Origin of the sequence: Microcella alkaliphila, from assembly GCF_004216855.1 — a bacterium.
Classification (GTDB): domain Bacteria; phylum Actinomycetota; class Actinomycetes; order Actinomycetales; family Microbacteriaceae; genus Microcella; species Microcella alkaliphila.
The window spans coordinates 105,263-132,040 of record NZ_SGXT01000015.1; the positions used below are offsets into that span (position 1 = coordinate 105,263).

General features: G+C 70.0%; 25 protein-coding genes. 10 read left to right on the forward strand and 15 right to left on the reverse strand.

Annotation, left to right across the window (positions count from 1 at the left end; genetic code table 11):
* Window position 1 precedes the first annotated feature (1 nt).
* Window positions 2-982, forward strand: a complete 981-nt coding sequence (locus EV140_RS07745; protein ID WP_130282697.1) for a serine hydrolase domain-containing protein — start codon at window positions 2-4, stop codon at window positions 980-982.
* Here EV140_RS07745 and EV140_RS07750 read toward each other — a convergent pair.
* From EV140_RS07750 to EV140_RS07760, 3 genes are all read right to left on the reverse strand, one after another.
* Window positions 963-1,826, reverse strand: coding sequence for a hypothetical protein (locus EV140_RS07750; RefSeq protein ID WP_130282699.1), 864 nt, complete (start codon window positions 1,824-1,826; stop codon window positions 963-965). The two genes, EV140_RS07745 and EV140_RS07750, sit on opposite strands and share 20 nt — an antisense overlap.
* A gap of 77 nt (window positions 1,827-1,903) precedes the next feature.
* Complete coding sequence (locus EV140_RS07755; RefSeq protein ID WP_241971364.1) at window positions 1,904-2,791, reverse strand: alpha/beta fold hydrolase; 888 nt, start codon at window positions 2,789-2,791, stop codon at window positions 1,904-1,906.
* Window positions 2,788-4,005 (reverse strand): acyl-CoA dehydrogenase family protein, encoded by a 1,218-nt coding sequence (locus EV140_RS07760; RefSeq protein ID WP_130282701.1) that lies wholly within the window; start codon window positions 4,003-4,005, stop codon window positions 2,788-2,790. Before EV140_RS07760 ends, EV140_RS07755 begins: the two co-directional genes overlap by 4 nt.
* Window positions 4,006-4,247: 242 nt before the next feature.
* Here EV140_RS07760 and EV140_RS07765 point away from each other — a divergent pair, with 242 nt between their 5' ends.
* Window positions 4,248-5,231, forward strand: a complete 984-nt coding sequence (locus EV140_RS07765; RefSeq protein WP_130282703.1) for an ATP-binding cassette domain-containing protein — start codon at window positions 4,248-4,250, stop codon at window positions 5,229-5,231.
* On the forward strand, window positions 5,228-6,058 hold the full coding sequence (locus EV140_RS07770; RefSeq protein WP_130282705.1) for an ABC transporter permease: 831 nt from the start codon (window positions 5,228-5,230) through the stop codon (window positions 6,056-6,058). The genes EV140_RS07765 and EV140_RS07770 overlap by 4 nt, the downstream gene beginning before the upstream one ends.
* 205 nt (window positions 6,059-6,263) lie before the next feature.
* Here EV140_RS07770 and EV140_RS07775 read toward each other — a convergent pair whose 3' ends face one another.
* From EV140_RS07775 to EV140_RS07790, 4 genes are read right to left on the reverse strand one after another with little or no spacing between them, the layout of a single operon-like run.
* A complete protein-coding gene (locus tag EV140_RS07775; protein WP_130282707.1) occupies window positions 6,264-7,181 on the reverse strand; it encodes a carbohydrate ABC transporter permease in 918 nt (305 codons plus the stop codon).
* Window positions 7,178-8,278 (reverse strand): carbohydrate ABC transporter permease, encoded by a 1,101-nt coding sequence (locus EV140_RS07780; protein WP_130282709.1) that lies wholly within the window; start codon window positions 8,276-8,278, stop codon window positions 7,178-7,180. The genes EV140_RS07775 and EV140_RS07780 overlap by 4 nt, the downstream gene beginning before the upstream one ends.
* A complete protein-coding gene (locus EV140_RS07785) occupies window positions 8,278-9,525 on the reverse strand; it encodes a sugar ABC transporter substrate-binding protein (protein WP_241971365.1) in 1,248 nt (415 codons plus the stop codon). Before EV140_RS07785 ends, EV140_RS07780 begins: the two co-directional genes overlap by 1 nt.
* A gap of 34 nt (window positions 9,526-9,559) precedes the next feature.
* Complete coding sequence (locus tag EV140_RS07790) at window positions 9,560-10,615, reverse strand: LacI family DNA-binding transcriptional regulator (protein ID WP_130282711.1); 1,056 nt, start codon at window positions 10,613-10,615, stop codon at window positions 9,560-9,562.
* 189 nt (window positions 10,616-10,804) lie between these two features.
* Between EV140_RS07790 and EV140_RS07795 the strand changes: the two genes are divergently transcribed.
* The 3 genes from EV140_RS07795 (at window position 10,805) to EV140_RS07805 (ending at window position 13,575) form a co-directional block, all read left to right on the forward strand.
* Window positions 10,805-12,826: a glycogen debranching N-terminal domain-containing protein gene (locus EV140_RS07795; protein ID WP_198674386.1), complete on the forward strand. Its 2,022-nt coding sequence runs from the start codon at window positions 10,805-10,807 to the stop codon at window positions 12,824-12,826.
* Window positions 12,827-12,942: 116 nt separating this feature from the next.
* Entirely contained in the window at window positions 12,943-13,269 is a 327-nt protein-coding gene (locus EV140_RS07800; protein WP_130282713.1) for a hypothetical protein, read from the forward strand.
* A 48-nt stretch (window positions 13,270-13,317) separates the two neighbouring features.
* A complete protein-coding gene (locus EV140_RS07805) occupies window positions 13,318-13,575 on the forward strand; it encodes a hypothetical protein (protein ID WP_130282715.1) in 258 nt (85 codons plus the stop codon).
* Between the two features lie 12 nt (window positions 13,576-13,587).
* Here EV140_RS07805 and EV140_RS07810 read toward each other — a convergent pair whose 3' ends face one another.
* The 6 genes from EV140_RS07810 to ddaH form a co-directional block, all read right to left on the reverse strand.
* Window positions 13,588-14,781: a kynureninase gene (locus tag EV140_RS07810; protein WP_130282717.1), complete on the reverse strand. Its 1,194-nt coding sequence runs from the start codon at window positions 14,779-14,781 to the stop codon at window positions 13,588-13,590.
* Window positions 14,778-15,851 carry an ABC transporter ATP-binding protein gene (locus tag EV140_RS07815; protein WP_130282719.1) on the reverse strand — a complete coding sequence of 358 codons (1,074 nt, stop codon included), beginning with the start codon at window positions 15,849-15,851 and terminating at the stop codon, window positions 14,778-14,780. The genes EV140_RS07810 and EV140_RS07815 overlap by 4 nt, the downstream gene beginning before the upstream one ends.
* Complete coding sequence (locus EV140_RS07820; RefSeq protein ID WP_130282721.1) at window positions 15,848-17,398, reverse strand: ABC transporter permease; 1,551 nt, start codon at window positions 17,396-17,398, stop codon at window positions 15,848-15,850. The genes EV140_RS07815 and EV140_RS07820 overlap by 4 nt, the downstream gene beginning before the upstream one ends.
* Before the next feature lie 19 nt (window positions 17,399-17,417).
* The gene (locus EV140_RS07825; protein ID WP_130282723.1) at window positions 17,418-18,473 is read right to left on the reverse strand and encodes an extracellular solute-binding protein; all 1,056 of its coding nucleotides are present in this window, start codon (window positions 18,471-18,473) and stop codon (window positions 17,418-17,420) included.
* 140 nt (window positions 18,474-18,613) lie between these two features.
* A complete protein-coding gene (gene rocD / locus EV140_RS07830) occupies window positions 18,614-19,867 on the reverse strand; it encodes an ornithine--oxo-acid transaminase (protein WP_130283036.1) in 1,254 nt (417 codons plus the stop codon).
* 5 nt (window positions 19,868-19,872) lie between these two features.
* Window positions 19,873-20,748 (reverse strand): dimethylargininase, encoded by an 876-nt coding sequence (gene ddaH / locus EV140_RS07835; protein ID WP_130282725.1) that lies wholly within the window; start codon window positions 20,746-20,748, stop codon window positions 19,873-19,875.
* Window positions 20,749-20,851: 103 nt separating this feature from the next.
* On the opposite strand from ddaH, the gene EV140_RS07840 reads away from it, so the two are divergent.
* Genes EV140_RS07840 through EV140_RS07850 form a run of 3 tightly spaced genes read left to right on the forward strand, consistent with a single transcriptional unit; the run spans window position 20,852 to window position 21,789 of the window.
* The gene (locus EV140_RS07840) at window positions 20,852-21,289 is read left to right on the forward strand and encodes an Lrp/AsnC family transcriptional regulator (protein ID WP_130282727.1); all 438 of its coding nucleotides are present in this window, start codon (window positions 20,852-20,854) and stop codon (window positions 21,287-21,289) included.
* 16 nt (window positions 21,290-21,305) lie between these two features.
* Entirely contained in the window at window positions 21,306-21,560 is a 255-nt protein-coding gene (locus tag EV140_RS07845) for an alpha/beta fold hydrolase (protein WP_130282729.1), read from the forward strand.
* 13 nt (window positions 21,561-21,573) lie between these two features.
* On the forward strand, window positions 21,574-21,789 hold the full coding sequence (locus tag EV140_RS07850; RefSeq protein ID WP_130282731.1) for a hypothetical protein: 216 nt from the start codon (window positions 21,574-21,576) through the stop codon (window positions 21,787-21,789).
* Between the two features lie 193 nt (window positions 21,790-21,982).
* Here the strand turns inward: EV140_RS07850 and aceB are convergent, their stop codons facing one another.
* Window positions 21,983-23,659 (reverse strand): malate synthase A, encoded by a 1,677-nt coding sequence (gene aceB / locus EV140_RS07855; protein ID WP_198674387.1) that lies wholly within the window; start codon window positions 23,657-23,659, stop codon window positions 21,983-21,985.
* A gap of 138 nt (window positions 23,660-23,797) precedes the next feature.
* A complete protein-coding gene (gene aceA / locus EV140_RS07860; RefSeq protein WP_130282735.1) occupies window positions 23,798-25,093 on the reverse strand; it encodes an isocitrate lyase in 1,296 nt (431 codons plus the stop codon).
* A gap of 162 nt (window positions 25,094-25,255) precedes the next feature.
* On the opposite strand from aceA, the gene EV140_RS07865 reads away from it, so the two are divergent.
* Window positions 25,256-26,728: a helix-turn-helix transcriptional regulator gene (locus EV140_RS07865; RefSeq protein ID WP_130282737.1), complete on the forward strand. Its 1,473-nt coding sequence runs from the start codon at window positions 25,256-25,258 to the stop codon at window positions 26,726-26,728.
* The last annotated feature ends 50 nt before the right edge of the window (window positions 26,729-26,778 follow it).

Here is a 26,778-nt window from a genome sequence, read left to right on the forward strand (position 1 = left end):
CGTGTCTGACCTCGCCACGCCCGCCATCGAATGGATGCGCGCCCGCGTTTCCACCGGCCAGCTTCCGACCGCGGTCATCGGCATCGCGACCGCCGACGGGGTCGTCGACGTTGCGGCGGCGGGCTCGGATTTGGCTGGTGACGCGCATCCCGATTCGCGGTACTGCCTGTATTCGGTGACGAAGCCGCTCAGCGGGCTTGCCGCGATGCGCGCCGTCGAGCGGGGGCTGCTGACGGTCGACCAGACGCTCGGCTCGCTCGTGCCGGGCGTGGCGACGCCCCAGGTCACGCTCGGACAGCTGCTCAGCCACACCTCCGGGCTCAGCGACGTCGTGCTCGGCAACCCGTCGTCGTTGCGCGAGGCGCTGATGCGCGCGGGCCTCGAGTTCGTGCCCGGCACCGCCCGCCGCTACAACAACATCGCGTGGGACGGCATCGCCGCGATGGTCGAGGCCGTCACCGACGAGCCCTTCACCGCGCAGATCGAGCGGCTCGCGCGCGACGCCGGCGCGACGACGCTGTCGTTCGACGACGAGGGCGCCCGGCCCGTGCACGATGCTGACGTGGTGCAGCACGACCACGAAAGCCTGATGACGCTGAAGCACCCAGCAGCCGGGGCGGTCGCGACCGTGCTCGACCTGCTCGCGATCGGTCAGTCGCTACTGCGTGGCGACGGCGCGGTGGTGCGGCCGGCCACGATCGAGGCGATGCGCCGACCGCGCACGCGCGGGCTCTACGTCATCGACCCCGACCCCATCAAGGTGCACGAAGACTTCGGCCTCGCGTTCACCCTGCCGAAGCGCCCGGGCCTCATCGACCACAGCTGGTACGGGCACGAGGGCTGGACGTCGACGCAGTTCTGGGTCTCGCCCGCCGCCGGCGTCGCTGTCGTGTTGCTGTCGAATCGCTTCTGGTCGTGGCGCCCCGATGTCGGGGTCGACTTCGATCAGCTGCGCAACGTCGTCACGACCGCGTTCGGCTGAGCCCCATTCGGCGGCGCGCATCGACGACGCGGATGATGAGCGTCGAGGCCCACAGAACGCTGACGGCGACGATCGCGAGAATCCAGAGCAGGGTGAGCCCAGCATCCGCCGTGCTGATGCCCACGCCAATCAGTGCGTACGTGACCGTGAGCGCGTAGACGATCGAGCCGCGCGACACCACGGCGAAGAGCACGGCGAGGCCAGCGGCCGCGGCGAGAACCAGCGCCTGCCAGGTGATGCCCCACTCGGTGTCGTACGGGGCGCCCGCGCCCTGCACGACCGTGCCGATCTGCACGAAGAATGCCATCGACACCCAGCCGGAATACACGCCCATCGTGAGGTACAGCAGGCCGCGCTCGACGACGTTCCAGCTCGCGATCTCGTCGCGGGCGGCGACCACTCGCCGCCACGCGACGACGAACGCCACGAGGTAGACGACGAAGACGACGAGGCCGAGCGGGTTGTCTTGACCAAACGCGGCGGTCGCGAGCCACAGCGCGAAACCGGCGAACACGACGGCCAGCGGGGCGGCGAGGCGGTCGCGGATGCTCGTGGCCGGCCGAATCGTCGACGGACGCACCAGCGCGATCGCCCACGCGATGCTCGCCACAATGATGAGGCCCCAGATCGCGAACCACGGCCCCGGCGGGATCAGCGGCGAGAACTCCGCCCCGGACTCCATCATCTCGTCGGAGAGCACGTCGAACAGCAGCGACGACACCGGCTGCCCGAGGGCGAGGATGAGTACGACGTAGCGCCACGCTCGATGGCGGGTGAGCGCGGGGTCGGTGCGCGTCGGCGTTGAGGGCGGGGCGGCAGCGGTGGTGGTCGTCGGCGAGGCCATAGCCCCCGAGGGTAGGGGGTGCGGGCTCGTCGCTCACCGAACTGCCAGCGTGCGGCGAGGGCACGAACAGCAGAGACTCAGGCGTCGTCGGCCTCGACCGCGTCGGCGAGCCAGCGCACCGCCGCTGCGGCGCCGCGGTCGTCATCGGCGAGCGCCGAGATGTGCCCCTCGCCAGCTACCTCCCACAGTGTCGCGTTCGGCAGGGCGTCGACGAGCCAGCGCGCATGCGCGATGGGCACGACGCGGTCGTTCACGCCGTGGGCGAGCAGCGTAGGGGCCGTGATGCGCGAGAGATCGACGCCCCAGGGCGTTACGTAAGCGAGGTCGTCGTCGATGAGCCCGTCGAGCCCGCCGGCCACGCCGGCCGCCGCGACCGTGCCGAGCCAGCCCCACGCACCGGCGAGCGCCGCCCAGTCACGGCCGGTGAAGTCGATGCCGTCGTCGGCGGCGTCTTCGTGGGCGCGCTTGGCGTCGGCTCCGTCGAGCGCTGCGCCCAACGAAGCCGAGCCCACCGGCCCCATGCCGTCGAACCAGCGCTCGCGGTCGAGACCGGCGTCACCGTCGGCGAGGGCGAGCGGTGCCAGCCCGCCACTGATCGCGACCGCCGCGACCCGGCCCGGCATGGACGCGGCGCAGGCGAGGGCGTGGGGGCCGCCGCCCGAGTGACCGAAGACGGCGAAGCGCTCAAGGCCGAGCGCGTCGGCCAGCTGCTCGACGTCGGAGGCGATCGACCCCACCGTGCGCCCCTCGTGCCGGCTCGACCCGCCGTAGCCGGGGCGGTCGAACGCCACCCAGCGAAGCCCCGCCTTCTTCGCCGCGCGCATCAGCGGCTCGGGCGGCGGCCCCGTGTTCGGTGTGCCGTGGTGCCAGATGATCGGGAACCTCGACGATCGCTTGCCGGATTCGTAGACGTGAAGCGTGCGCCCGTCGATAAGCGTGATGTCGCGCTCGCGCACCCGAGTCACGGCAGCGGACCCAGCAGGTCGGCGGCGACGGTTGCCTGCACGCTCTCGGGGTCGCTCGGGTGGTAGATGCCGGCGAGCACGTCGCGTTGCAGGCGGCTCAGCTCGGCCACGCTGCGGTAGCCCGCTCCCCCGACGGCGTGCATGCACTGATCGACGACCTCGCGCGCGGTCTGCACGCAGCGCTGCTTCAGCCCCGTCAGCTCGCGGAACCACCGCAGCCCACGATCGACCCCGGCGTCGCGGTCGGCGGTGACCGCCTCGAGTTGGGGGGCGAGCGCGTCGAGGGCGATCGCCGCATCCGCGATGCGCCGGCGAATGTCGGGGTCGTGCGCGTACGGCGCCCCGCCGAGCTTCATGCTCGTGCGGGCCTGCGCCGACTCGACGGCGAGCTCGAGCGCGCGGTCGGCGATGCCCGCATAGACCGCGCCGATGAGGGTCAAGAAGTTGGCGAAGATCGCCAGCGTGTACTGGTCGCCGGGCGACCCCGCGGGCAGGATGCGCGCCACGCGCTCATCGCGGATGATCGCCTGATCGAGGTGCGTCGTGTGCGACTGGGTGGCGCGCATGCCGAGCGTGTCCCAGTCGGGGGTGACGGTGACGCCGGGGGGTGTCGCGGTCGCATCGCCCTGCGGGTCGTCGCGCAGGATGAAGCCGTGCACGATCACCGGGTCGCCGCTCTCGCCGCGCGCCGGGTCGGGGTCGTGGCGGGCGAGGGTGCCGAGGCGAGTCCACGCGGGCGAGAGGGTGGTGAAAATCTTCGTGCCGGTGAGGGCCCAGCCGGGCCCTCCGTGCGCAGCGTCGACCCGCTCTGCCCGGGTCAGCGAGTCGCTCATTACCCGGTCGTTGCCGCGCTCGCTGATCGCGAAGGCGAACACCTCGCCGGCGGCCGCGTCATCGAGCACCCACGCGAGCGAGTCGTCGCCGGCGGCGGCGAGGTCGCGGGCGACGCCCATCCAGACGAGGTGCATAGTCAGGCCGAGCGCCGTCGCGGGAGCGTGCGCGGCCAGCAGCCGCTGGTCGCGCATCGCCGCGGTCAGGCTGCGGGGCCTCAGGTAGCCGTGGGCGCGCAACTCGGCGAGGTCGTCCGTGAAGAATGCGTTGTCGCGGTCGTACTGCGGCGCCCTCTCGCGGATGCGCGCGAGCAGGCCCGCATCGCGGGTCGCGTCGAGCGCGCGGTCGCCGCCGCGAGCATCCGGGGCCTGGGTGCCAGCCATGCCGGTAACGCTACCCGGCGCGCCTGGCGGCGCCCCGAGCATCCCGCGCGTCGCCCCCCCATCGGGGTGGGCGCGGTCGTGCGCGCGGCGAGTTGCGTGTTGTGGCTGTCTCATGCGCGGGGAGGCAACCACAACGCGCATCTCCCTGGCCAAGCCGTGCGTCACCGCGTACGCACCGATGCCCGCCCGCTGTCAGCGAACGCATAACCGCGGCGTCGTACCTGAGGAGTACTGTCGCGCTCATGGCATTCATCGAGGCCCGCGACCTCGTCAAGACCTACACTCCGAAGGGTGCCCCCGTCGTGCGCGCCCTCGACGGTCTTGACCTCGACGTCGCGCAGGGAACCGTCACCGCGTTGCTCGGCCCGAACGGCGCCGGCAAGACCACCACCGTCAAGGTGCTCACCACCCTCATCCGACCCGACAGCGGAACCGCCGTGATCGACGGCGTCGACGTCATGCGCGACCCCGACCGCGTGCGCCGCATGATCGGCGCGAGCGGGCAGTACGCGGCCGTCGACGAGAACCTGACCGGCTTCGAGAACCTCATGATGGTCGGCAAGCTCTACCACCTGGGGTCGAAGGTGGCCAGGCAGCGAGCGACCGAGCTCATCGAGCTCTTCGACCTGGTCGACGCCGCCAACCGACCGGTGAAGGGCTTCTCGGGCGGCATGCGGCGGCGCATCGACCTCGCCGGGGCCCTCGTCATCAACCCGCCCGTGCTGTTCCTCGACGAGCCGACCACGGGCCTCGACCCGCGCAGCCGCCTCGCTCTGTGGGACATCATCGAATCCCTCGTCAGCGGCGGCACGACCGTGCTGCTCACCACCCAGTACCTCGAAGAGGCCGACCGCCTCGCCGACGCCATCTCGGTGATCGACAACGGCCGCGTCATCGCCAAGGGCACCGCCGACGAGCTCAAGGCGTCGGTCGGCGGTCAGCGCGTCGCCGTCACGCTCGTCACCGAATCGGATGCTCGCGCCCTCACCGACATCATGTCCCGTTTCGGATCGGGAGACCCCGTCGAAGGCGGAGGCGGTCGCACCTTCGTCGTACCCGTCGACAACGGCCCCGTCGCGCTGAGCGCGATCGTCGGGGCCGCCGCCGAGCAGGGCATCGCCCTGCACGACGCCGGAATGCGCCGCCCCACCCTGGACGACGTCTTCCTCCAACTCACCGGACACACGGCCGAGCAGGCCGACGAGGCAGAAGGAACCGCGGCATGACGTCCGCGACCCTGCAACCCCTTGCCGGCAGCGCCATTTCGCGGTTCCTCTCCGACGGGTGGGTGACCACCTGGCGCAACCTGATGAAGATCATCCGGGTGCCCGAGATCCTGCTGTTCAGCCTCATCCAGCCGATCATGTTCGTGCTGCTGTTCACCTACGTGTTCGGTGCCGCGATCGACATTCCGGGCGACGGCTACGAGTCGTTCCTCATGGCAGGCATCTTCGCGCAGACGGTGGTGTTCGGCTCGACCTACTCGGGCTCGGCGATGGCGCAAGACCTGAAAGACGGCATCATCGACCGGTTCCGCACCCTGCCGATGAGCGGGGCCGCCGTGCTGGTCGGCCGCACGAACGGCGACCTTGTCATCAACAGTCTGTCGATGCTCGTCATGATGGGCACCGGGTTCCTCGTCGGCTGGCGGGTTAACTCGTCGCCGCTCGAGTTCGTCGCCGGCGTCGCCCTGCTCTTGTTGTTCGCCTACGCGTTCTCGTGGGTCATGGCGTTCCTCGGCCTCGCGGTGCGCAGCCCCGAGATCATCAACAACGTGTCGTTCCTCGTGCTGTTTCCGCTGACGTTCATCTCGAACGCGTTCGTGCCCAGCGAGAACCTGCCGACGCCCCTGCGCGTCTTCGCCGAGTGGAACCCCGTCTCAGCGCTCGTGCAGTCTGCCCGCGAGCTGTTCGGCAACGTGCCGCCCGGCACGCCGCCCGGCGACGCGTGGACCGCGCAGAACCCGATAGCGACCGTCATCATCGGCATCGCCGTCATGCTGCTGATCTTCGTGCCGCTGTCGATCAAGCGCTTCCAGACCCTCAGCCGGTAGGGCAAAGCACCCCCGCTCGAAGGAGCCCCAGCGTGTGTCGCGTCACCCCGGTCCATCCCGCGACACGCCGACCAGCAAGAGCGAAACGCCGACAAACGATTGGCGCACCGGGCTGAGGCGACATCCTGCCTTCGCGACCGTGCTGTGCGAGGGCAGGCAGGCATCGCGGCGGGGCCGCGCCACGCGCGCGGCCCCGCATCCTGCGTCACCCCTTCTCGGCCCCCGCCGTCGTGTTCATGATGCGGCGCTGGAAGATGAAGAACAGCACCACGACGGGGATGCTCATCAGCACGGCCGCCGCCAACTGCAGCGGGAACTGGTTGCCCGCACCCAGCTGCCCCGACACGAGTTGCGCGACACCGACGGTCAGCGTGTTCAGCTCGGGGCTCTGCCGCGCCACGATGAAGTGGCCGAGCTCGTTCCACGAGCCCTGGAAGCTCAGGATGAAGATCGTCACGAGCGCGGGCGTCGCCATGGGCAAGACGACCGACCAGAAGCGCCGGAACGTGCCAGCACCGTCGATCTTCGCGGCCTCCTCAATCGATTCGGGGATCGAGTCGAAGAACTGCTTCATGATGAACACGCCCGCGGCCGTCGATAGCAGCGGGATGATCATGCCGCCGTACGTGTCGTACAGCCCCAGCTCGCTGAGGATCAGGAAGCGCGGGATCAGCAGCACCACGCCCGGCACCGACAGCACGGCGATGAACGCGGCGAAGATCACCGTGCGTCCGCGGAACCGCAGCCTCGACAGCGCGTATCCGGCCATCGAGTCGAACAGCACGCGGCCGATCGTCACGCACACGGCGACCAGCATCGAGTTGCCCGCCCACAGCGCGAAGGGCTCGCGCGTGAAGAGGCGCTCGTAGGCCGCGAAGGTGATGGTCTGTGGAATCAGGCCGAGCGCATCCTGCGTTGCCTCCGCATCCGTCTTCAGCGAGCCCGAGATCGAAATCAGGAACGGGTAGATGTAGATCAGCGCCAGGCCGATCAAGATCAGGTAGCCGAGCAGCATGCTGCTGCGGGCCTTCGCGCCGATGCGCTTGCGGCGCTTCGGCGGCTTCGCCGACACGGTGCGCGACTGCTTCGGTGCGTTCGGCACCTCGGGCGCGGGGGCGCTCATCGGACTCCTCCCTCGCTGAGGTTGCGTGCGGCGGCCCGCTGCGCGAAGCCTCGCTTCTTCGGTGAGCGCTCGCGGAGAATCCACCGTTGCAGGAGCGTCAGCACGATGATGAAGACGAACAGGATGAACGCGATCGCCGCTCCCTGCCCCCACCGGAATTCGTTGAACGACGTCTCGTATGACAGGTACGCGGGCGTCAGGATGCTCGCCCCACCACCCAGCACGTAGATCTGGTCGAAGACCTGCCACGACCCGATCAGCCCGAGCGTGAGCACGGTGAACAGCGTCGGTCGCAACATCGGCAGGGTGATGGAGAAAAACTTGCGCAGAGGCTTGGCACCGTCCATCAGGGCGGCCTCGTCGATCTCTGAGCCGATGTTCTGCAACGCTGCGAGGAACAAGAGCATGAAAGTGCCGGAGGTGGTGAAGATCGCCAGGATGATGAGCACGGTCATGGCGACCGACGGGCCGGCGAGCCATTCCCACCAGCTGATTCCGAGCATCCCGCCGTCGGCGAGCGCGGAGGGCGCCGCGTCGGCGCCGAACGCGCCGTAAACGATGTGCAGCACGCCGCGGGAGTCGTTCAGCCAGTTCGGGCCCTGCACCCCGAAGGCGCGCAGCACCTGGTTCACGGCGCCGGTGCCGAGGAACAGGAACTGGAAGACGATGACGATCGCGACCGAGCTGGTCACCGACGGGAAGTAGAAGGCGGTGCGGAAGAACCCGCGGCCACGCAGAACCGCCCGGTTGACCTGCACGGCGAGGAAGAGTGACAGCGCGGTCTGCAGTGGCACGACGAGCAGCACGTAGTAGAGGTTGTTGCGCACGGCGCGGCCAAAGTTGCGCTGGGCGAGGCCGTCCTCGGTGGTGATGGCTGCGTAGTTGTCGGCTCCGACGAAGTTCACGCGCGGGTTCAGGGGCGACTGGAAACCGTTCCAGTCGCTGAGGCTCACCCAGAACGCGAGCGCGATCGGGATCAGGAGGAACACCGCGGCAATGACCACCGCGGGGGTGACGAAGAGGTAGCCCGCGCGGGCCTCGCCGCGGCGGATTCCTCCGCCGCGACGAGGGCGCGCGCTGGCGCGGGTGGTGGACATCAGCCTCGGGCGCTGTCCAGAGCCGACTGCAGGTTGGTCTGCAGACCGGCCAACAGTGCCGACGGGTCGGCGTTCGCGATGTTCTCGAGCTCGGTGTTGAACTCGCTCACCGCGGCGGCCGCTCCTGCGAAGGCGACGGGGCTGACGGCGTAGTCGACACCGGCGACGAAGGCCGCGTTCTCGGGGAACTGGCTTGCGTAGGTGTCGGCACCGGCCGTGGTCGAGGGGATGACGCCGAACGCCTCGGCGGCGAGCAGCTGCTCCTCGGGCGTCGTCACGAACTCGACGAAGGCCGTGGCCGAGTCGCGGGTGTTGCTGTCGATCGGCATACCCCAGCAGGTCGCGAACGAGTAGGTCGACGGGCCACCGGGGCCTGCCGGCAGTTCGACCGAGATGAACTCGCGGTCGGGGAAGTCGTTCGCCATGGCGCCGTTGATCCACGGGCCCTCGACGACCATCGCGGCGCGGCCGAGACCGAACGCTTCGCCGCCCCAGCCGGCCTCGAGGTCGGGCGGGAACACGAGCGAGCCGTCAGCGATGAGGCCCTGCAGGTATTCGAGTCCGGCCGCGTTCTCGGCGGTGTCGGCGGTGACGGTGTCGCCGTCGACCAGCTGGCCGCCGGCCTGGTTCATAAACACGCCGACTCGGGCGTACTCACGACCCATCGACAGACCAACCTGGTCGCCGTCGGTCAGCGCCTCAGCGACCGTGGCGAGCTCGTCCCACGTCGTCGGCACGTCGCCGTCGGTGAGGCCGGCGGCCTCCCACGCCTCCGTGTTGATCTGCAGTCCGAGGGTCGAGAAGTCCTTCGGCGCGCAGTAGAACTCGTCGTTGTAGCTGAACTGTTCGACGAGCGCGGGCAGGAAGTCGCCCGCGTTGGCGAGGTCGCCCGCGTACGGCTCGAGGAAGCCCTGGCTGGCGTACGTCTCGAACTGGTCCCAGGGCAAGTAGAAGAGGTCCGGCGGGTTGTTGCCGGCGAAGCCCTGGCCCAGCTGCTGGATGAGGTCGTTCGCGACGACGATCTCGACCTCGGTGCCGGTCGCCTCCGTGAATCGCGCAGCGGCCTCCTGGTAGTAGCCCGCCTCGGCGGGGCCCGACGACGCGATGAGCACGCTCAGCGAGTCGCCGCCGCTCGCGCCGTTGCCGCCGTTCTCACCGCCGTTGCCCTCGCCGTTCGGCGCGCACGCGGCTAGAGTGACGGCGAGCGCCCCGGTCAACCCGAGGACGGTCCATTGTGATGCCTTCACAGTGATTCCTTTCGATGAGTGATTGCCGGAGCCCTCAGGCGCCGGTGGTTCCGCCGAGCGCAAGGTGGTTAGACCTGCGTTCGACGAGTCGAGGCACGAGGAGCCGATTCGTCGGCTCCTCGTTGCTGTCTGGATTCGGCCGTACGTCTCCGCCGCTCTCGCCGAAGAGCAGCTCGAGGGCGGCGGCCACGACCTCGTCGAGCGGCTGGTCGACGCTCGAGAGGCCGACCGCGCCGGCGACCGGCGTGTTGTCGAAGCCCACGATGGGCAGGTCGGGACGGCCCGCGGCCGTCGCCGCCATGAGCGCGCCGAGGGCGAGCGAGTCGCTCGCGCAGACGATGGCGTCGGGCGCGGTCGCGCCGCTCAACAGCTCGCGGGCGAGTGCCGCGCCCTGCTCGACGCCGTCCTCTGTCGAGCGTGAAAGCGCCGCCTGGGTCGCCCCGTCGAGCCCGCACGCTTCGGCCCAGCCGGCGCGTCGCTCGTCTCCGGTGCCCGAGGGGCTCGGCCAGCCGATCCACGCAACGCGCTCCGCTCCGGATGCTCGCAGCCGGTTCACCGCATCCCGAACGCCCGCGCGCCCGTCCACGTCGACCCATCGGTGCCGCGGGTCGGCGAGGTCGCCGCCCCATGGCCGTCCGAAGGAGACGAACGGCACGCGGTGTTCGATGAGCCACTGCTGGCGAACGTCGCCGTGCACGGTGCCGATGAGCACGAAGGCGTCGACATCGGAGCCGTCGTGCAGGCGACGAATGTGGGCGAGCTCGTCGTCGGGGCCGTCTGCGGTGAAAATCATGACCCGCAGGTCTCGCGCGTCGGCCTGCTCGGCGAGCTTGTGGACGAAGCGGTCAAGTACGGCGCCCGAGATGCCGTCGCGCAGCGGGTCGAGACGAATGCCGATGGTCGACGAGCGGCGAGTGCGCAGTCGGCGCGCCGATGCGTGCGGCCGGTACCCGAGGTCGGCGATCGCCCGCTCGACGCGCTCGCGCGTGGTTTCGCGCACGATCGCCGGGCTGTTGAGCACGTTCGAGACGGTCTGGCGCGAGACGCCCGCGGCCTGCGCGACGTCATCGACGGTCGGCATGCGTCCCACATGCGCCCCCTTTGGCCCAGTGCTCGGATCGGATCAGCGATCGGGTGTTCGCGATGAGAACCTGAATGTGATCGATCATTTTGATCGTTCTAATTATTCGGTAGTGTGTCCCACACCAGACGCCGGTGTCAAGCCCTCGGCCCCGCACCGGCCCCACCATCGGCCCACACACCGAGGAGCGCACCCGCCGTGACCCCACCCCGCCAACCGCTGCTGCACGACGCCCTGACCGTCCTGCGCGCGCCCACGCAGGTCTGGTCCGCCCCCTCCGGCGCCATGGGCGCCGCCCCGATCCACGGTGTGTACCTCGCCGACGTGCGCATCGTGCGCGGCCTCGAGCTCACCGTCGGGGGTCTGGTGCCCGAGCACATCGCGACAGGAGCTCCGAGTGCGAGCGAGGCGAGCATCCAGTTTCTGCTGCGCGACCTCGACGACCCGACGCCCGACCCCGGCGTGCGGCTCACGCTCACGCGCGCCGTCGACGCGAGCGGCGTGACCGAGACGCTGCGACTCACGTCGCGGCTACCGCACGAGATCACGACGACGCTCCGCGTCGCGCTCACGGTCGACGCGAGCCTCATGGAGTCGATCAAGCAGGGCCGCCCGGAACACGGGTCCACCACGCCGACCGTCGACGGGGGCGCGGCCACCTGGTCGGGCGAGAGCGTGGACGTCACACTGACGGCGGCTGACTTCACGCTCAGCGCCGAGGGCGGCGACATTACCCTGACGGCCGAGGTGACCGTGCCGGCGCACGGCGAGACCACGCTGTCCTGGCGGCTCGACGCCGTCGACCGAATCGCGGCCGTGCGCGGGGCCGACGGTCCGGCGCCCTGGTCGACCCCCGACATCGCCGCGGGCGACGCGCGGCTCGCCCGCTGGGTCGCGCAGTCACTCACCGACCTCGACGCGCTGCGCATGTCGACGACCGCGCAGCCCGATCTGCAGTTCCTGGCCGCCGGCGCTCCCTGGTTCTTCACCCTGTTCGGGCGCGACTCGCTGTGGGCCGCCCGGTTCCTGCTGCCCCTCGGCACCGGGCTCGCCGCCGACACGCTGCGGGTGCTGGCCGGCCTTCAGGGCAGCGAGCAGGTCGACGACACGGCCGAAGAGCCGGGCAAGATCATGCACGAGTTGCGTCGCCAGACCCTCGTCGTCGACGACGCGACCTCGCTGCCGCCCCTGTACTACGGCACCGTCGACGCGACCGCTCTGTGGGTGTGCCTGCTGCACGACGCCTGGCGCTGGGGCATGCCCGACGACGAGGTGCGGGCGCTGCTGCCCGCGCTCGAGAGCGCTCTCGAGTGGATGCGCGACCACGGCGACGCCGACGGCGACGGGCTGCTCGAATACGTCGACCGCTCGGGCCACGGCCTGGCGAACCAGGGCTGGAAAGACTCGGGCGACAGCGTGCAGTGGCGCGACGGCAGCCTCGCCGACGGCCCCATCGCGCTGTGCGAAGTGCAGGCCTACGCGTACGAGGCGGCAACGCACGGTGCCGACCTGCTCGACCACTTCGGTCGCACAGGCGGCGACACCTGGCGCGCCTGGGCCACCGAGCTGAAGCGACTCTTCCACGACACGTTCTGGATCACCGACCCCGCCCTCACGGGCACCCTCGGCCCCTACCCGGCGATCGCGCTGGATGCACGCAAGCGCCCCGTCGACACGGTCACGTCGAATATCGGCCACCTCCTTGGAACGGGCCTGCTCGACGACGACCAGTCGGCGCTGATCGCCCGCCGACTCGCCGACCCCGCCATGAGCTCAGGCTACGGCCTGCGCACGATGGCGACCGACTCGGGCGGCTTCTGGCCGCTCAGCTACCACGGCGGCGCAGTCTGGACCCACGACACCGCGATCGCCGTCCTCGGGCTGGCGCGCGACGGCCACTCCGCCGAGGCGGCGGAGCTCATCTCGGGGCTGCTGCGCGCCGCAGAAGGCTTCGCCTACCGGATGCCCGAACTGCACTCCGGCGACGGGCTCGACCAGGTGGCCTCCCCCGTGCCGTACCCGGCGGCCTGTCGGCCTCAGGCCTGGTCGGCCGCGTCTGCCGTCGCCGTGCTGCAGGCCGTCCTCGGCCTGGAGCCGGCAGAGGACGGGGCTCTGGCCGTGCGACCGCTCGACGTCGCCGGCGCCGTGCGCGTTGACGGGGTGATGCGGGGCGGCCAGCGCCTGCGCGTCGACAGCTCTGGGGCGGTCACCCGCTCCTGAGCCGCCCCTGGCTCCTTCCTGGGCGTCCCCTGATTTTGGTGACGAGAGATGCGCGCGATGCGTCTGACTAGAAGACGCGCGTTCGGGCCGACCACCGGCGCGCGGGAAGGAGAAGCATGAACAGGAACGTGCTCATCGTCGGCGGAGCCGCGATCACCGCGTACATTCTGGGAACGCGTGCGAACCGCCCCACGCTCGCCGAGCATCCCGAGACGCTGCGCCACCAGGTCGAGCGCCTGTGGACGGATCCGCAGGCGAAGAAGCGCCGCGCGAAGTTCCGCAAGCAGCGGGCGAAGGATGCGCGCGCCGCCACGAAGGCGCTGCAGAAGCAGACGGCCAAGGCGCGCAAGACCCTCGGCAAGCAGGCCGAGAGCGCGCGCAAGAACGTTGCGAAGCAGACAGACCGCGCCACGAAGAAGGTGCGCTCGGCGATCGCCGCCTAGCGACGCGCGCGCACCACCCGATCACCCGATACGACAAGGAGAACCAGGATGACCGAGAAGCTGAAGAAGGATGCGAACGACCTGATTGACGCCGGCCGTGACGCGGTGCGCGACGGCGAGAACGTCGTCGGAGACGCCATCGACGACACTCGCGACGAGCCCGTCGTCGTGCGCGAGGCTCGCAAGGTGGGCCGCCGCGTCGACCAGTACCGCGAGGACTACCCGACCGCGTTCGGCGTGGCCGTGGGCGCCGTGGCCGGCGCACTCGTCGGCGTGCTCGTCGGCGTCGTCGCGGGTCGCCGCTAGGAAGACCCGGGGTCAGGCGAGCGCGGCGGCGAGCGATCGCACGCCGCGCTCGACCTCGGCGAAGGTCGTGCTGAGCGGCGACAGTCCGATGCGCACCCCACTCGGGTGGCGGAAGTCGGGAATCACGCCGTCACCCCACAGTGTCTGCACCGCCCGCGCCGAGTTCGGGTGGTCGACCGTGATGTGGGAGCCGCGGCGCGCGGCGTCCCTCGGCGAGGCGAGGCGAGCATCCGGAATGAGCTCGTCGATCAGCTCAATCGCGAACGAGGTGAGCTCCACCGACTTCTCGCGAATCGCCGCGATGCCGGCGCGCTCGATGAGGGACAGCATGTCGGCTAGCGGCACCATGCCGACGATCGGCGGCGTTCCGCTCACGAGCCGGCGGATGCCCATCGCCGGCTCGTAGCCCTGCGTCATCGCGAACGGCTCGCGCGCACCCAGCCAGCCCGGAATCGGGTTGACGACTTGCTCCTGGTACCGCGCCGCGACATATGCCCAGGCGGGCGCGCCAGGCCCACCGTTCAGGTACTTGTACGAGCATCCGACGGCCATGTCGACGCCCCACGCGTCGAGCTCGAGCGGCACCGAGCCGACCGCGTGCGAGCAGTCCCAGATCATGAGCGCGCCGTGCGACTGCACGACGCCGGTGACCGCCGGCATGTCGGCCCACCACGCGCTGCGGTAGGCGACGCCGCTGAACAGGGCTGCGGCGGTGCGCTCGCTGACGTGCTCGGCGGCGATCTCAGGCGTGATGCCGCCGTCGTGCGGCGCGCTCACCCAGCGCACCGCGAGCCCGTTGTCGTCGGCGATTTTCTCGACAATGAACCGGTCGGTCGGAAACTCGTCACCCAGAATCACGAGTTCGCTCCGACCCGGCCGCATCGCAATGGATGCGCGGATCAGCTTGTAGATCATCACCGTCGTCGAGTCGCCCACGACCGTCTGGCCGGCGGCCGCGCCGAGACAGGCGGCACCGATGCGGTCGCCGAGCTCTTCGGCGCGGGCGAGCCACAGCTCGTCCCAGCCGCGGATCAGCCGGTCGCCCCACTCGCGCTCGACGAGGTGCCGCATGCTGTCAACGGTGCGGGCGAGCGGGCGGCCAAGCGAGTTGCCGTCGAGATAGGCGACGAGGTCGTCGCCGGGACAAAACTCGCGTGCGTACGAGGCGAGGGGGTCAGCGGCGTCGAGGTCGGCGGCGGTGCTCATGCCGCAAAGGCTAGCCCCGGGCGCTGCACGGCGAGGCGCAATTCTTCGCCCACCTGCGGCAGTTCGACCGCGGGCAGCCGCATGCGCACGCGCGGGCCCGTGACGAGATCGCACGTCAGCATCGCGTCGTGGCCGGCGTACGAGATGCCCGACACTCGCGCGTCGGCGCCCGCGGCGGCGCGCGCGAGCAGGTCGGGGCGCGGCACGATCCACTCGGGGCGCAGCATCAACCGCACCCGCTCGCCGTCGCGCGGGGTGAACCCGACCGCGGCGGCCTCGACCGCGCCGAGCGCGCACGAGACACGGCCGTGTCGCCACTCGCCCTCGAGCTCGACGACGTCGCCGACGAACCGCGCGACCCAGTCGCTTGCCGGCTGCTGGTACACCTCTTCGGGCGTGCCGAACTGCTCGAGGCGGCCGTCGCGAATGACGGCGACGCGGTCGGCGAGGGTCAATGCTTCTTCTTGGTCGTGGGTGACGAGTAGCGAGGTGGTGCCCTGCTCGCGCAAGAGTTCGGCGACCTCTCGGCGCAGGCCCACGCGCAGTTGGGTGTCGAGCGCGGCGAACGGCTCATCGAGCAGCAGCACGTCTGGCCGCGGAGCGAGCGCGCGCGCCAATGCAACGCGCTGAGCCTGGCCTCCCGACAGCTGGTTGGGTGCGCGGCCGACGAGGCCTTCCAGTCCGACCAGCTCGGCGAGCTCGGCGATGCGGGCCGAGCGCTCGCGACCCCGTGCGCCCCCGCGTCGCGCACCACCGCTCAGCGCAAAACCGATGTTGTCGCCGACGCTGAGGTGCGGGAACAGGGATGCTTCCTGCGGCACCCAGCCCACGCCTCGCTTCTCGGGCGGCACCGTGCCGCTGGGCGACGACAGCCCGCGGTCGCCAACGGCGATGCGCCCGGCGCTCAGTGGAAGCAGGCCCGCGATCGCGAGCAGTAGCGTCGTCTTTCCACACCCCGACGGGCCGAGAACGGCGACGAGTTCGCCGGAGTTCACGCGCAGCGACACGTCGGCAACGCCGACCGTCGACCCGTAGTCGACGCTCGCGTTTTCGACGACGAGCTCGCTCACAGCTCCTCCTTGGCGGTGGTACGCACTCCGGACAAAATCATGGCCGGAACCGCGGCGACGAGCACCAGCAGCGCGGCGTACGGGGCGGCCGCGCCGAACTCGAACACGACCGTCCTATTCCACAACTCCGTGGCGAGGGTGTTGATTCCCGTCGGCCGCAGCAGCAGTGTTGCGGGCAATTCTTTCATCGTCGCGATGGCAACGAGCAGGGCGCCGACACCGACCGCCGGCAGGGCGAGCGGCACGGTGACGCGCCACCACGCGGCGAGCGGCGACACCCCGGTCGTGCGGGCGACCGCGATGAGGCGCGGCGGCACATCGCCGAGACCGGCGCGCATCGTGCCAATCGCCTTCGGCATGAACAGCACGGCGTAGGCGAAGACGAGCACGACAACGCTCTGGTAGAGCGCGGGCACGACAGCGAGTGCGAAGAACACGAGCGACAGGCCGACGACGATGCCCGGGAGGGCGTGGCCCAGGTAGCCGACCGACTCGATCGCCGTGACGAGGCGGCCACGATAGCGCGCGGCGAGCGCCGCGATGGGCAGAGCGAGCAGGGTGGCGACCACCGCGGCGGCGACGGCCACTCCGAGGGTTGCACCGACGGCCGCGAGCAGGCGCGGCACATCGATGGCCCGCAGCGTGTCGGCCTGCACCAGGCGCGTGCCCAACCCGGCGAGCGGCACGAATACGCCGACCACGGGCGCTGCGGCCACGACCGGGAGAAGCGAGATCAGCATCCCTCGCCCGATCGGGCGCGGGCGCACCGCGCGCGCGACGGTGCTTGGCAGCTGGCGGCGCGCGCCGCGCTCACCCGCGACGACGACGAGCGCCATCACGACGAGCAGCAGTGCGAGGGTGGCGGCCTGGGCACGGTCGAAGCTCGCCGAGTAGGCCGAGTTGATGCCCCAGGTGAGGGTCGGGTAGCGCATCATCGCGACGAGGCCGAACTCGCTCAACGAGTAGAGGGCGACGAGCAGCGAACCGGCGATCGCGGCGGGCCGAATCTGCGGCCAGGTCGCGACGAAGAACGCGCCGATCGGCCCGCGGCCGAGACTGCGGGCGACGCCTTCGAGGTCGCCGGTCGCGCTGCGCAGTGCAGCCGCGACGGGCAGCGTCACGTAGGGGACCGTGACCGCGGTCAGCAGCAGCCAGCTCGGCACGAAACCGCTCAGCGTCGGAATCGACACGAGCCAGCCATACCCGGCGAGGTATGAGGGCACGGCCAGGGGCAGCGCCGACAGCAGCAGCCACGTGCGCGGAAACGGCACCCGGATGCGCGTTAAGATCACCGCGATCGCCGTGCCGAGCACGAGAGCCGAGAACGTGGTCGCGAGGGCGAGGCCGAGGGTGTTCACCGAGTATTCGAGAACACGGCCCCGCGAGAGGGTCTGGATGATCGAGTCGAGGCCCGTCCCGCCGGCGCGCACGACGAGGTAGACGAGCGGGATCGCCGCAGCGGCCGCGGCAACGCTTGCAAGCGCGACGAGGCCGACGGGCGGACGCGTATCCGTCCCCGTCGGCCCCGAGCGCGCGAGCGTTGTCACCTACTCAGTGAAGCACTGTCTAGATCAATCCCACCCGGGCGAGCATCTCCTGCGTGGTCGACAGGTCGTCAAGGTCGCTCAGGTCGAGCTCGGGGTTGAGCAGCGACTCGAGCGGCGGAACGCCCTCGGGCTCAGCGATTCCCGGAACCAGGGGGTACTCGAAGATCTGCTCGACGAAGTAGTCCTGGCCGGCCTCCGAGATGAGGTACTCGACGAAGGCGAGGGCGGCGGCGTTGTCGGCCGATCCGGCCATGATGCCGGCGCCGGTCACGTTCACGATCGAGCCGGGGTCGCCCGCCTCGAGGTACTTCAGCTGTGCGCGCATGTTCTCGGCGCCCACCTCGGCCGCCTGGCGGTACCAGTAGTAGTGGTTGATGAGGCCCGTGTCGACGACGCCCTCGTTGACGGCGGTCAGGATCGCGCCGTTGCCGTCGAAGATCTCGAGGTTCGCGGCCTGCAAGTCGGTGAGCCACTGCTCGGCCGCCTCATCACCCTCGAGCACGCGGTGGGCGGTGATGGCCGACTGGAAGCTTGCGTTCGTCGGGGCGACACCGATGGTGCCGTCGAAGCTGCCGTCAACGTAGCCGTCGATCGTGTTCGGCAGGTCGGCGTCGTCGTACTGCTCGCCGTCGTACACGACGACGCGGGCGCGGCCGGTCACGCCGACCCAGCTGCCGTCGGTCGAGGTGAAGCCCTGCGGCACCGCCCCGGCGATGTCGTCGGGGAGCGGCGCGAACAGGTCGGCGGCGCTGAGCGCCCCGAGTGCACCGGCGTCCTGCGACAGGAACACGTCGGCCGGAGTCGCCTCGCCCTCTTCCAGTAGTAGGGCGCCGAGCTCGGCGGTGTTGCCATAGCGCACCTCGACGGCGATGCCCGTCTCGGCCGTGAACTGGTCGATCAGCGGCTGCACGAGGGCCTCGTCGCGGCCCGAGTAGAGCGTGAACGAGCCGGCGTCGGCGGGCGGTGCCGTGGTGGGGTCGGCGGGGTCGGTGCTGGGGTCGCCCGTGGCGCAGCCAGCCATCAGGGCGATGACGGCGGTGAGGGCGGCGGGGGCGAGTAGGCGGCGAGCGCGCATGCGAATATCGGCTCCAAAAGAAGAGGGACAAAACCTGGCGGAGACTCCGGCAGGTGGCGCCAACTGTGGCACCAAGAAGTTAGGTTAGCCTAACCTCGCTCGGGATGCACGCCCCAATTCTCAGGAACAGCGTGCGCCCGTCACGACCGGCTCGCGAACGCCTCCAGCACCTCGGACAGCTGGTCGACCGCCCAGTCGAGATCGTCTCGCTCGATGACGATCGGCGGCGCCAGTCGAATGGTCGAGCCGTGGGTGTCTTTGGCGAGCACCCCGCGTTCGAGCAGCGCCTCGCACACCTCACGCCCCGTGGCGAGCTGCGGGTCGATGTCGATGCCCGCCCACAGCCCGACGCCGCGCACGGCGAGCAGGCCGTGGCCGACGAGTTCGTTCAGGCGGTGCAGGAGGTGCGTGCCGAGTTCCCGCGACCGGCGCTGCATCTCCCCCGTTTCGAGCAGTTCGACGACGGCCAGCCCGACGGCGGCAGCGAGAGGGTTTCCGCCGAAGGTGCTGCCGTGCTCCCCCGGCTGCACGACGCCGATGACGTCGGCGCGGCCGATCACGGCGCTCACGGGCACGATGCCTCCCCCGAGCGCCTTTCCGAGCACGTAGAGGTCAGGGATGATGCCCGCGTTGTCGCACTGGAACGTGGCGCCGGTGCGACCGAGGCCCGACTGAATCTCATCGGCGATCAGCAGCACGTCACGCTCGTGGGTGATCCGGCGAAGGTTCGGCAGGAATTCCGCGGACGGCACGATGATGCCGGCCTCCCCCTGAATGGGTTCGACGAGTACCGCGACCGTGCGGTCCGTGATGGCGTCGGCGACAGCATCCGCGTCGCCGTAGGGCACCGTGACGAAACCGGGCGTGAACGGGCCGAAGCCGTCGCGGGCGGCAGCGTCGGTGGAGAAGCTGACGATCGTCGTCGTGCGGCCGTGGAAGTTCTCGGTCATCACGATCACCTCGGCCTCCCCGTCGGCGACGCCCTTCACCCGGTGACCCCAGAGGCGGGCAAGCTTGATGGCCGTCTCGACGGCCTCGGCGCCCGTATTCATGGGCAGCACCATCTCGACGCCGGCGAGCGCCGCCAACGCGTCAGCGAACGGCCCCAGCCGGTCGTTGTGGAAGGCGCGGCTGGTGAGCGTGATGCGGTCGAGTTGGTCGCGCGCGGCCGCCAGCAGATCGGGATGCCCGTGGCCGAAATTCACGGCCGAATACGCGGCGAGGCAGTCCAGGTAGCGACGGCCGGTGATGTCGGTCACCCACGCGCCGCTGCCGCTCTCGACCACCACCGGGAGCGGGTGGTAGTTGTGGGCGAGGCGCGCGTCTTCGAGGGCGATCGCAGCGGCGGTGCGGTCGTCGAGGTGCGCGTGCTCGGTTGCGCGGTCTTCGCTCACGGCACTCACCAGCGCAGGTCGAGCGTGCAGCACTTCACGCCGCCGCCGCCGAGCAACAGCTCGCTCAGGTCGACACCGATCGGGTTGTAGCCCCGTTCGCGAAGCTGGCGATCGAAGTCCGTTGCGCGGCTGGCAATGACGATGTTGTAGCCGTCGCTGTACGAGTTGAGGCCGAGCACCGCGGCATCTTCTTCCGTGCAGAGGATCGCGTCGGGGTACCGCTCGCGCAGCACGCCGAGCGAGTGCTCGTCGAAGGCGCTCTCGAGGTAGGCAATGTTCTGTCGGCCGCCCTCGATGGGCTCGGGGTCGAGCACGGCGATGGCCGTGTCGAGGTGGTAGAAGCTGGGGTTGATGAGGTTGAGGCTCAGCACGTCGAGGCCCGTCACCTCGGCGAGTTCGGCGTGGCTGCGGCTGTCGCTGCGGAAGCCGGTGCCAGCGAGAATGACGTCGCCGACGAGCAGGAAGTCGCCCTCTCCCTCGTTCGTCTCGGCCGGGTCGTGCACGCGGAATCCGTTGTCGCCGAACCACTGCATGTAGGCGGGGCCTTCGGGTTGGCGCTCGGGGTAGGCGAACTTGGCGCCGTATGCGACACCGTTGTACGTGAAGCCGCCGTTGGCGGCGTAGACCATGTCGGGCAGCCCGGCGATGGGGTCGATGAGATGCACCTCGTGACCGAGCTCGAGGTAGATGTCATAGAGACGCTGCCACTGCTGCACCGCGAGGCTGGTGTCGGTCGGGTTCTCGGGGTGCATCCACGGGTTGATCCGGTAACTGACGGTGAAGTGCTCGGGTCGGCACATCAGCACGGTGCGCTTGGTCGGAATCCGCGAGGTCGTCGCGGGTGTGGTCGCGGGGGCGGGGGTCTGCTCGGTGACGGTCACGCCCTCCAGTCTCACACCTTCACGGCACACGCGTCGGGGACCGTGCGCAACGATTCGTCGTTACCCCGCGCATCCACGCAATGGATGCGCGTAGCCTGACGGCATGGACGCGATCGATTCCCGCATCATCGACCAGCTTCGGCAAAACGCGCGGGCCGGCTACGGCGACATCGGCGACGTGGTCGGGCTGTCGGCGTCGGCCGTGAAGCGTCGCGTCGACCGGCTAGTCGCCGACGGGGTGATTCGCGGATTCACGGTGCAGGTCGACCCGGCCGTCGAGGGCATGGCGGTGGAGGCGTACGTGGAACTGTTCTGCCGGGGCACCGTTTCGCCGGAAGACCTGCGGCGCCTGCTATCGGCGGTTCCCGAGGTGGTCGACGCTGGCACGGTGACGGGCGAGGCCGACGCGATTGTGCACATGCGCTCGCGCGACATCCCGTCGCTCGAGGAGGCGCTCGAGCGGGTGCGCGCAGCGCCGAACGTCGACCACACGCGGTCGGCGATCGTGTTTTCGCGGCTGGTGCACCGCGAGTACCCGTAGGGGCCGTCGGCTTCGCATGACTCTCGCGTACACGGCCTGGGGTGACGCGCCGCCGAGCGTGCTACTGCTGCACGGGATGCTCGGCAGCGCCGACAGTTGGTGGCGAGTCGCCCCCGCGCTCGCCGAACGGGGTCACGGCGTCATCGCACTCGACCTCCCCGGCCACGGACGCTCCGCCCGCGACCGTGCAGCGACCGTCGCGCGCGTCGTGGATGCTGTGGTCACCACCTGGCGCTCACTCAGCGACGCTGCGCCCCGCCTCGCGCTTTGACGTCGAGACGGCGGTGGCGCTGTCGGCTTCGCCCCGCGACGACTGGACGCCCGACGGCTCGACGCCCGCGCTCATGGTGCGCCCGGCGCCGAGCTCCTACATCTCTGACGAGGTCGCGGGCGAGCTGCGCGCTCGCGGTTTGGCAGTGACCGACGTTCCCGGCGCCGAGCACTCGCTCTGGTACAGCCACTTCGACGAGTTCATCGCCGCCATCGACGGCTGGTACTGACCCGGCGATTCTTCACGTCGAGACGAGGGTTGCCGTCGAGACAAGGGTTTCTGGTGCCTTGTTTCGGCAGAAACCCTTGTTTCGGCGTTCACACGCAGGGCGGATGACCGGCAAGGGGCAGGTGGGACGGCAAACGCCCGCCGGCGTGAGCAGCCGAGCGTTCGCACGCGTTGGGCCATGCCCCTCGCCAGGGTCAGGCGGTGACCGACTCGCGCTCCGCGCTCGGCTCACGCTCGGCCTCAGCCGACGGGCCGCGCTCGACCAGGTACCGCGTGTAGGCGGGCACCGTGAGGAAGGTCGGGAAGACCTCCTGCAGCGCGACCTCGCGAAACACGTCCTCCGCCTCGGCCAGCTTGTGACCCTCCGGAGTCGGCAGGTCGGCGAGCACCTCGCGCAGCAGGCGCTCCACCAGCTGGCGCGTGATCTGCTCGCCCTCCGCCGTGACCGTGTCCTGGTGAATCCACTGCCACAACTGCGAGCGGCTGATCTCGGCCGTCGCCGCGTCCTCCATCAGGTTGTCCAGCGCCACGGCGCCGATGCCGCGCAGCCACGCCTCCAGGTAGCGCACGGTGATCGAAATGTTGGCCCGCACGCCGGCGAGCGTCACCTCTCCTCCCGCGGAGCGGATGTCGAGCAGCTCGCGAGCCGTCACGTGCACGTCGTCGCGCATCCGGTCGAGCTGGTTCGGGCGCTCACCGAGCACGCGATCGAACTCTGCGCGGGCCACGGGAATCAGATCGGGATGCGCAACCCACGACCCGTCGAACCCATCGGTGGCCTCGCGGCGCTTGTCCGCGGCGACGCGCTCGAGAGCACGCTCGGTGACCTCGGGGCTACGCCGGTTCGGGATGAACGCGCTCATTCCACCAATGGCATGCGCCTTTCGCCTGTGGCAGGTCTGCACGAGCAGCTCGGTGTATGCCCGCATGAACGGCAGCGTCATGAGGATGCGGTCGCGGTCGGGCAATACGAACCACTGCCCACGCCCGCGGTAGTTCTTGATGATCGAGAACACGTAGTCCCACCGCCCAGCGTTGAGGCCCGCGCAGTGATCGCGCAGTTCGTAGAGGATCTCGTCCATCTCGAACGCCGCCGGGAACGTCTCGATCAGCACCGTCGCGCGAATCGTGCCGTGGGCGAGCCCCAGGCGCTCTTCCGCGAAGGTGAAGATCTCGTTCCAGAGACGCGCCTCGCGGTGCGACTCAATCTTCGGCAGGTAGAAGTACGGCCCGCGACCGCGGCGTACCAGTTCATGCGCGTTGTGAAATGCGTAGAGTCCGAAGTCGACGAGGCTCGCGCTCGCGGCCAACTGCTGGCCGGTGCGGTCGGCGTGCTCGATGTGCTTCTCGACGAGGTGCCAGCCGCGGGGTCGCATCACGATCGTCGGCGTCCGCGACGGGTCAGTGACCCGGTAGTTCTTCCCCTCGGGCGACGTGAACTCCAGTTGGTCGCGGATCGCGTCGAACAGTGACAGCTGACCCTCAACGATGTTCGCCCAGGTGGGGCTGGTCGCGTCCTCGAGGTCGGCAAGCCAGACGTTGGCTCCCGAGTTGAGCGCGTTGATCGTCATCTTTGGGTCACACGGGCCCGTGATTTCGATGCGGCGATCCTCGAGGCCGGGGCCGGCGCCGGCGACGCGCCAGCCAGCATCCTCACGAATCGATGCCGTTTCGGGCATGAAGGCGAGGTCTCGGCCGTTGCCGAGCTCGTAGCGGCGTTTCATGCGGTCAGCGAGCCGGTCGTGGCGAGGTCCGGCGAAGCGGTCGTGCAGCTCGCCGACGAAGGCGAGCGCCTCGGGGCTCAGGATCTCGTCGTAGCGGTCACGCAGCGGCCCGGTCACGGTCAGGCTGGTGGTGGGTGTGGTGTTCATGGTCGTCTCGACTCTCGTGGTGATGTCTCGCATAAGCCGTTTCAAGGTGTTGGGCCCCCGACTCCCGGCGTGTCGAGGTCGACACGCCGGGGGCTTGGGTGGCTGTTCCTTGAATCGTGCGGGGGACGGCGCGACGGATCAGTGGAACTGCTCGGACTCGGTCGATCCCACGAGCGCCAGCGTTGCGCTCGTCGGGTTCAGGGCCGTGGCGATCCGGTCGAAGTAGCCGGTGCCGACCTCGCGCTGGTGGCGCGTGGCCGTGTAGCCGTCGACCTCGGCGGCGAATTCCGCCTCCTGCAGCTCGACGTAGGCGCTCATCTGCCGCTCGTTGTAGCCGCGGGCGAGCTGGAACATGGAGTGGTTCAGGGCGTGGAAGCCGGCAAGCGTGATGAACTGGAAGGCGTAGCCCATCGCTGACAGCTCGCGCTGAAACTTCGCGATGGTCGCGTCGTCGAGGTGCATCTTCCAGTTGAACGACGGCGAGCAGTTGTACGCCAGGCGCTTGCCGGGGTACTCGCGGTGGATGCTCTCGGCGACCGCGCGGGCCAGCTCGAGGTCGGGCTCGCTCGTCTCAACCCAGATCAGGTCGGCGTACTCGGCGTAGGCGTGCGCGCGGCTGAGCACGGCGGGCAGGCCCGGCTCGACCTCGTAGAAGCCCTCGGCGGTGCGCTCGCCGGTGGTGAACTGGCGGTCGCGCTCGTCGACATCGCTCGTCAGGAGGTTCGCGGCGAGCGAGTCGGTGCGGGCGATGATGACGCTCGGCACGTCGGCGACGTCGGCGGCGAGCCGAGCTGCTTGCAGGGTGCGGATGTGCTGGCTGGTCGGCACCAGCACCTTGCCGCCCATGTGGCCGCACTTCTTCTCGCTGGCGAGCTGGTCTTCCCAGTGCACGCCCGCGGCGCCGGCCTCGATCATGCCGTGCATGAGCTCGTAGGCGTTCAGCGGGCCGCCGAAGCCGGCCTCGGCGTCGGCGACGATTGGCACCATCCACTCTCGCGACTCAGGCTCGATCTGGCCGGCGCGCAGCAGCGCGTTGTTGATGCGGCGAACGACCGCGGGCACCGAGTTGGCCGGGTAGAGACTCTGGTCGGGGTAGGTCTGGCCCGACAGGTTGGCGTCGGCGGCGACCTGCCAGCCGCTCAGGTAGATGGCTTTGAGGCCGGCGCGCACCTGCTGCACGGCCTGGTTGCCGGTGAGGGCGCCGAGCGCGTACGTCCACTCCTCGGGGTCGGTGGTGTTCTTCTGGATGAGCTCCCACAGCTGCTCGGCACCGCGGCGGGCGAGCGTGCGCTCTTCGCGTACCGGGCCGCGCAGCTCGATGACGTCGTCGGCCGAGTAGTCGCGGCGGACGCCGTCCCAGCGGGCGTCGGTCTTCCAGCTGGTCTCGAGGTCGGCGGCGGTCTGCGTCTGGTCGCCGGGGCGGGTGGTGCTCATGGGATGCTCCTTCGTCGGTGCTTCTCGCCGGTCTCTGACGAGTCGGCGGCTGGTCGTGTCATCGACTCTGGGCGAACTTCGGATGCTCAAACCAACAAATCTGGACTGAAATAAGCCGCTATTTCAGTTGCGCTGAAGAATCCTGCCTGGCAGGCTCACCGCATGCTCGAGATGGCGACGGCAGGCGACCAGGCTGGTGACGTGACCGATCCGTTGCTGCTGGGAAAGCGCATCCGCCAATTGCGCACCGATGCGGGGCTGACGCTCGCCGATGTCGCGGGGGCGGTCGGGATCGCGCCGTCGCACCTGTCGAGTCTTGAGAACGGCAAGCGCGAGGCGAAGCTCAGCGAGCTGCAGACGATCGCCCGCACGGTCGGGGTGGGGCTCGACGCGTTGCTCACCCCGCAGCCGCCCAGCCGACGCGCGGCGCTCGAGATCGCGCTCGAAAAGGCGCAGCGCGGGCCGCTGTTCGCGGGGCTCGGCATCGGGCCACTTCCGGTGCGCAAGAGCCTGAGCAATGAGGCGATCGAGACGATCCTTGCCCTGCACGACGAGTTGCAGCGCGTGCACCGCGAGCGAGCGGCGACCCCCGAGGAGGCGCGCCGGGCAAACGCCGAACTGCGCCGAGCCATGCGCGAGCGCGGCAACTACTTCGGCGAGCTGGAGGCTCAGGCGGCCGCGCTGCTGACGGCCGTTGGTCACGACGGCGGCCCCCTGCCGCAACGCGTCGCCGCCGAGCTGGCGGCGCACCTCGGGTTCTCGCTGCACCACGTGAACGACCTGCCCGCATCCACGCGGTCGGTCACCGACCTCGAGAACGGGCGCATCTACCTGCCCGCGCACCTTCCGCCGGGCCGCGACCCGCGCACGGCGCTGTTGCAGGCCCTTGCCGGGCACGTGCTGGGCCGTCCCGAGCCCGCCGACTACGCCGACTTCCTACGCCAGCGGGTCGAGACGAACTACCTGGCGGCGGCGCTGCTCATTCCCGAGCGCGACGCGGTTGACTTCCTGCAGCGCGCGAAGCAGCGCCGCGAGCTCGCGGTCGACGATCTGCGCGATGCGTTTGCCGTGTCGTATGAGACGGCGGCGCACCGCTTCACGAACCTCGCCACCGAGCATCTCGGCATTCCGGTGCACTTCTTGAAGGTGTCGACAAACGGGGTGCTGTCGAAGGCGTACGAGAACGACAGCGTGCAGTTTCCGACGGATGCCCTCGGCGCGGTCGAGGGGCAGGTCGTGTGTCGCAAATGGTCGGCCCGCCAGGTGTTCGACGAGCCCGACCGGTTCAGCGCGTACCACCAATACACGGACAAGCCGACGGGAACGTACTGGTGCACCTCGCGCATCGAGTCGGGGTCGGCGGGCGAGTTCTCGATCTCGGTGGGCACGCCGTTCGCGCACGTGAAGTGGTTCCGCGGCCGGGAGACGACCCGCCGGGGCGAGTCGACGTGCCCCGATCCATCGTGCTGCCGGCAGGCACCCGAGCCGCTCGCCGCCCGCTGGAGCGGGGCCGCCCGGCCGCAGGCGCGCATCCATTCGTCGCTGCTCGCGGCCGTTCCGGCCGACGCGTTCCCCGGGGTTGACCGGGGCGAGGTGTACGGGTTTTTGGAGCGGCACGCGCCGGGGACGATGTGACACCTCTGTGAGGAAACGTCGACGGGCGGGGTTTTCGTGACTACGGTGAG

Coding starts and splice junctions, on each gene's coding strand:
- EV140_RS07750 (WP_130282699.1), bottom strand. CDS start 1,826: ATGGCCTCGCCGACGACCACCACCGCTGCCGCCCCGCCCTCAACGCCG.
- EV140_RS07760 (WP_130282701.1), bottom strand. CDS start 4,005: ATGGCTGGCACCCAGGCCCCGGATGCTCGCGGCGGCGACCGCGCGCTC.
- EV140_RS07765 (WP_130282703.1), top strand. CDS start 4,248: ATGGCATTCATCGAGGCCCGCGACCTCGTCAAGACCTACACTCCGAAG.
- EV140_RS07770 (WP_130282705.1), top strand. CDS start 5,228: ATGACGTCCGCGACCCTGCAACCCCTTGCCGGCAGCGCCATTTCGCGG.
- EV140_RS07775 (WP_130282707.1), bottom strand. CDS start 7,181: ATGAGCGCCCCCGCGCCCGAGGTGCCGAACGCACCGAAGCAGTCGCGC.
- EV140_RS07780 (WP_130282709.1), bottom strand. CDS start 8,278: ATGTCCACCACCCGCGCCAGCGCGCGCCCTCGTCGCGGCGGAGGAATC.
- EV140_RS07800 (WP_130282713.1), top strand. CDS start 12,943: ATGAACAGGAACGTGCTCATCGTCGGCGGAGCCGCGATCACCGCGTAC.
- EV140_RS07805 (WP_130282715.1), top strand. CDS start 13,318: ATGACCGAGAAGCTGAAGAAGGATGCGAACGACCTGATTGACGCCGGC.
- EV140_RS07810 (WP_130282717.1), bottom strand. CDS start 14,781: ATGAGCACCGCCGCCGACCTCGACGCCGCTGACCCCCTCGCCTCGTAC.
- EV140_RS07825 (WP_130282723.1), bottom strand. CDS start 18,473: ATGCGCGCTCGCCGCCTACTCGCCCCCGCCGCCCTCACCGCCGTCATC.
- EV140_RS07840 (WP_130282727.1), top strand. CDS start 20,852: ATGGACGCGATCGATTCCCGCATCATCGACCAGCTTCGGCAAAACGCG.
- EV140_RS07845 (WP_130282729.1), top strand. CDS start 21,306: ATGACTCTCGCGTACACGGCCTGGGGTGACGCGCCGCCGAGCGTGCTA.
- aceB (WP_198674387.1), bottom strand. CDS start 23,659: ATGAACACCACACCCACCACCAGCCTGACCGTGACCGGGCCGCTGCGT.
- aceA (WP_130282735.1), bottom strand. CDS start 25,093: ATGAGCACCACCCGCCCCGGCGACCAGACGCAGACCGCCGCCGACCTC.
- EV140_RS07865 (WP_130282737.1), top strand. CDS start 25,256: ATGCTCGAGATGGCGACGGCAGGCGACCAGGCTGGTGACGTGACCGAT.